Below are 5074 nucleotides of genomic sequence, written 5' to 3'. Positions count from 1 at the left end.
ACCCGCGGCCGCCCGTCCTCCCCCGCCCCCCGAGGCGGACGATGACGGCGGTGACGACGAGGGCGACGAGGGCCCCGACGACGGTGAGGCCTCCGCGGGTGGCGCTGGCCAGAACGGCGCCCCCGGAGCCGCTGGCCAGGGCGGCCGCCGCCGCCGTCGCCGCCGCCGCCGTCGTGGCGCGCAGGTGCACCTCACCCCGGAAGGCCAGGCCTACCGCATGCAGGCGGGCCCGGACGGCCAGCAGGTGCAGGTCTTCCTGACGCCTCAGGAGCTGGAGCAGTACCGCCAGCGCCAGGCGCAGCAGCAACAGCAGCCGCCCCAGGGCGGCGGCCAGCCGCAGGGCCAGGAGAGCCGCCCGCAGGACGGCGGCCAGCCGCAACCGCCGCCGCAGCGGCACGAGCACCCGCGCCATCAGCAACAGCAGCGCGGCGGCGGGCACGCCCAGGGCGCGCCGCAGCAGAACCTGGCGCCCGTGGAGGGCGTGCTGGACACGGAGTCCAAGGGCCCCAACGCGTTCCTGCGTCAGGTGAAGCGCAACCTGCTGGCGTCGCCGGACGACCCGGAGATGCCGAAGAACCTGGTGCAGAAGCTGCGCCTGCGGCAGGGCCAGTACCTCACCGCGTTCGCGCAGATGCGCGGCCACAAGGGCGTCATCCAGAAGGTGGACACGGTGGACGGCCGCCCGCTGGAGGGCGCGCCCCGGCTGCCGCACTTCGCGGACCTCACCTCCGTGGACCCCACCGAGCGGCTGAAGCTGGAGAGCGGCCACAAGGAGATGGTCACGCGCGTGCTGGACCTCATCGCGCCCATCGGCAAGGGGCAGCGCGCGCTCATCGTCGCCCCGCCCAAGACGGGCAAGACGATCATGCTCCAGCGCATCGCACAGGCCGTCATCCAGAACCACCCGGAGTGCCACGTCATGGTGGTGCTCATCGACGAGCGCCCGGAAGAAGTGACGGACATGCGCCGGAGCATCAAGGCGGAGGTCATCGCCTCCAGCTCCGACCGGCCCACGGGTGACCACCTCAAGGTCGCGGAGCTCGCGCTGGAGCGCGCCCGCCGGCTGGTGGAATCCGGCAAGGACGTGGTCATCCTCCTGGACTCCATCACCCGCCTGGCGCGCGCCTACAACAAGGAAGTGGACAGCTCCGGCCGCACCATGACGGGCGGCGTGGACAGCCGCGCCCTGGAGCGCCCCAAGCGCATCTTCGGCGCCGCGCGCGCCACGGAGGAGGCGGGCTCGCTCACCATCATCGGCACGGCGCTCATCGACACCGGCAGCCGCATGGACGAGGTGATTTTCGAGGAGTTCAAGGGCACGGGTAACTCCGAGGTCACCCTGGACCGCCTGCTCGCGGAGAAGCGCATCTTCCCGGCCATCAACATCCCCCAGTCCGGCACTCGCAAGGAGGAGAAGCTCTTCACCCTGCGCGAATACGAAAAGGTGAAGAAGCTGCGGCAGATGCTCTTCTCCGTGAAGCCGGTGGAGGCCATGGAGGCGCTCGTCAAACGCCTGGGCCGGTACACCTACAACGACGAGTTCTTCGACGAGATGTAGTCCCCGGGAAGCCCGCGCGGGGGTGGTGTGGCGAGCCCTGGATTGCGTAAGGTGAGCGCATGATTCAGGGCTCGGGCCGCTGCCACTACCACCCGGACCGCGCGGGCCTGGGCGTCTGCGTGGAGTGTCGGCGCGTCATCTGCCGCGAGTGCACCACGCAGTTCGAGGGCATCAACCGCTGCGCCAGCTGCCTCGAGAAGCGCCGCAAGGCGCTGGAGGGGCCGCCGCCCCGGCGCGAGTGGAGCGTGGCGCACGTGGTGCTGGCGCTCGTGGGCGTCGTGCTCGTGTGGGGCGGCGTCCTGTTGGCGGCGCACGCGGTGGGCTAGCGCGATGGCCGTCTCCGCATTGGAATTGCGCCCCCGGGGTCCGGTGGCCTTGATGGACGCGGCGCTGCGCCTGTGCGCGCGCGACGCGGGCGTGTGGGCCCTCACGCTGCCGGGTGGCGCGGCGGTGGTGGCCGCGCTGCTGCACCTGGTGGACGCCGTGGATCATGGGCGCTCCCCTACCCTGCCCGCGCTGTACGTGACGCTCGCGTGGTTCCTACGGGGCGTGGGCCAGGGCGCGGCGTGCCACTACGTTCAAGAGGTGCTGCTGGGCGCGAAGGCGGAGCCGTCCGTGCGCCAATCCCTGCGCGCGGCGATGGAGAGGCTGCCCAGCCTGTTCATCGCGGTGGCGTACCTGGCGCTCTTCAACGTGCTGACGTTGACCTTCTCGCTGGGCATCGCGCTGTTCCTCCTCTCCGCGCAGGGCGTGGGCTACGCGGCGACGATGCAGGGCCGGGGCAGCCCGCTGAAGCTGTACGCGGTGGGCTCGAAGCTGTTGGGCCCGTCTCGCGGGACGGCCACCGCGGTGCGCTGGCTGATGGGCGTGCAGGTGCTGGTGTTCCTCAACCTGCACGTGGGGCTCAACTTCCTGCTGTATCTCGGGCGGCAGCTCGTGGGCATCGACCTGACGTTCGCGGAGCGGTTCGCGTCGTTGGACAACCCGCCGTGGCTCGTGTTCCTCGCCGCGACGACGTTCGCCCTCTTCGAGCCCCTGCGCGCGGCGACCGCCACGTTGCTGCTGGTGGACGGACGCGTGCGGCAGGAAGGCCTGGACCTGCTGGCCGCCGTTCAACAGCTCCCGGAGCGGAGTACGCAGCGAGGGGTGCTCGCATCCAAGGGCGTGGCCGCGGCGCTGCTGCTGGCCACGGGCCTGCTGCTCGCGGTCCCCGCGCCGGTGGAGGCCGCGCCGGAGGCCACCGCGCCCGTGGACCGCAAGGCGCTGCGCACCCGGCTGGAGAAGGTCGCGACGGAGTGCGAGCTGCCCGAACAGGTGGAGGGCACGGCGCTCAAGGACTTCGACGCGCTGAACGCGCGTGAGACGGTCAAGCTCGATCGCTTCGTGCGCCACCTGGAGCAGCTGGCCTACGACGACGAGGACTGCGAGACGGCGGCGGTGGCGCTGGAGAACGGGCTCGCGCAGGTGACGGCCACGGCCGAGGCCCAGGCGCGCGCGGATGCCCGTGCGGCCACGGACCGGGCGCGGGCCATCCTCGCGCGGCCGGAGTTCCAGGAGCGCCCGGAGAAGGCCCCGGCCGAACCCAAGGAGGAAGAGGTCCCTCCTTCGGAGCCGAGCTGGTGGCGCCGCTTCATCGACAAGCTGGGCGAGTGGTTGAGGGACTTCTTCAAGCGCAACAACCCGCGGCCCCAGTCGCATGACACGGCCCTGCCCGTGAGCGGAGGCGCGGCGGCGAACGCCCTCGTCGTGATGCTGGTCGCGCTGACGCTGGCGGTGCTGGGAGTGGTGGTCGTGAACGTGCTGCGGCGCAAGCGCGAGAAGTCGGGCCCGGCGCTGGAGGTGAGCACCATGGACGCCGCGGCGCTCGCGGGCAGCCCGGACCACGCACTGTCGCGTCCGCCGGAAGGCTGGGCGCACCTGGCCGACGCGTTGGCCGCGAAGGGCGAGTACCGCGAGGCGGTGCGCAACCTGTACCTCGCGCTCCTGTCGCGCCTGCACCGCGACGGCGCCATCCACTACGACGAGACGCTGTCCAACTGGGACTACCTGCGCGCGTTCCGGGGCCGCCCGGAGGTGAAGGCCCCATTCCGTGAGCTGACGCGCCGCTTCGACTTCGCGTGGTACGGCAACGTGCCCGTGAGCGCCGACGGCTACACCGAGTTCCGCGCCATCACCGCCCCGCTGCTCGCCGCGCCGGCCGCGCAGGAGGCCGTCGGTGCGTGACCGTTTCCCACTGCTCGTGCTGGGAAGCCTGCTGCTCGCGGGCGTGCTCGGGGCGTTCCTGGTGCGCGGGGCCCAGCGCGGCGGCTTCGCGGATCCGCTGTCCACCTTCCGCGCGGAACCGGACGGCGCGCGAGCCCTGTACCTGCTCGCGCAGGAGAGCGGTCTGCCGGTGACGCGCAACATGGCGGACCTGCGCCTGCTCACCGGTCATGAGGCGCTGGTGCTGCTCGCCGTGGAGGTCCAGGACTCGCACGAGGAGGATCCGGATCAGACGCGGCTCGCCTCGGATCCAGACGCGGGCGTGGACGACGAGGAAGCGCCGCACACTGGCTTCAATGCCCTGCGGGCGCAGCAGTTGGACGACGACGAGGTGGAGCGCGTGCTGTCGCATGTCCGCGCCGGTGCCTCGCTCGTGTACGTGCCCTGGGGCTCGAAGGAGAACGCGCTCCTGGATGAATTGGGCGTGAAGCTGGACAAGGCGGACGTGACGCTGCCCATGCGCACGCTGGTGCCCTCGCTGCCCACGCCGTACACGCTGGGCGTGGAGCGCGTGGAGGCGAAGGTCCAGGCCTACCTCCGGCTGCCGGAGGGCGCCGTCACGGTGCTGGAGGATGAACGCCTGGGCTTCCCCGTGGCGGCGGTGATTCACGCGGGCAAGGGCCGGGTGCTGGTGGTGGGCGCCCCGGAGCTCGCGATGAACCCGGCGCTCGCGAGGGCGGACAACGCGCAGTTCTGGCTGAGCGCGCTGGAGGCCCTGGGCCCCGGCCCCTTCGCCTTCGACGAGTTCCACCACGGCTTCACCAACGAGCGCTCGCTCGTGGACTTCGCGCGCCGCTACGGCCTGCACTTCGCCGTCGCGCAGCTGCTCCTGGGCGTCGTGCTGTGGGCGGGCGCGCTGAAGCGCTTCGGCCGTCCGCTCCCTCCGCCGGAGTCCATGCGCGTGGGCGCCACGGACGCCCTCTTCGCCATGAGCCGCCTGTACCGCGAGGGCCGGCACCACGGCTTCGCCGCGGGACTCATCTCGCGCGGACTCACGCAGCAACTGGCGCCGCTCGCGGGCCTGCCGTCACACTCCACCGCCGTCGCCGTCGCGGAAGGGCTGCGCACGCGCGGACGCCAGGACCTGGCGGACGGGCTGCTCGACGTGACCCGCCAGTCCGAGACTGTCCGCACGGACGCCGACATCCAGGCCCTCGCCACTTCCGCCGCGCGACTGCGCGAGCGCATCCACCCCGCCGGCACCGGCCGGCCCCGCCCCGGAACAACATGAACGCCCCTGTCTCTTATACACCT

4 protein-coding genes are annotated in these 5074 nt (G+C 72.1%); all 4 read left to right on the top strand.

Annotation, left to right across the window (positions count from 1 at the left end):
- Nucleotides 1–1558, top strand: a 1558-nt coding sequence (gene rho, locus D7Y15_RS42195; RefSeq protein WP_121756085.1) for a transcription termination factor Rho, incomplete at its 5' end; no start/stop codon positions are given.
- Nucleotides 1559–1617: 59 nt separating this feature from the next.
- Nucleotides 1618–1884, top strand: coding sequence for a hypothetical protein (locus tag D7Y15_RS42190; RefSeq protein ID WP_120600129.1), 267 nt, complete (start codon nt 1618–1620; stop codon nt 1882–1884).
- Between the two features lie 4 nt (nt 1885–1888).
- The gene (locus D7Y15_RS42185) at nt 1889–3781 is read left to right on the top strand and encodes a DUF4129 domain-containing protein (protein ID WP_121756084.1); all 1893 of its coding nucleotides are present in this window, start codon (nt 1889–1891) and stop codon (nt 3779–3781) included.
- Complete coding sequence (locus tag D7Y15_RS42180; RefSeq protein ID WP_120580097.1) at nt 3774–5051, top strand: DUF4350 domain-containing protein; 1278 nt, start codon at nt 3774–3776, stop codon at nt 5049–5051. Before D7Y15_RS42185 ends, D7Y15_RS42180 begins: the two co-directional genes overlap by 8 nt.
- The last annotated feature ends 23 nt before the right edge of the window (nt 5052–5074 follow it).

Origin of the sequence: Corallococcus sp. AB030 (assembly GCF_003668965.1) — a bacterium.
GTDB classification, from domain to species: Bacteria; Myxococcota; Myxococcia; order Myxococcales; family Myxococcaceae; genus Corallococcus; species Corallococcus exiguus.
Note: the sequence above shows the minus strand (reverse complement) of the source record. Positions and strands in the feature narration are given on the sequence as shown.

Excerpts from the sequence above, each read along its gene's own strand:
- D7Y15_RS42190 (WP_120600129.1), top strand. The coding sequence starts at position 1,618 with ATGATTCAGGGCTCGGGCCGCTGCCACTACCACCCGGACCGCGCGGGC.
- D7Y15_RS42185 (WP_121756084.1), top strand. The coding sequence starts at position 1,889 with ATGGCCGTCTCCGCATTGGAATTGCGCCCCCGGGGTCCGGTGGCCTTG.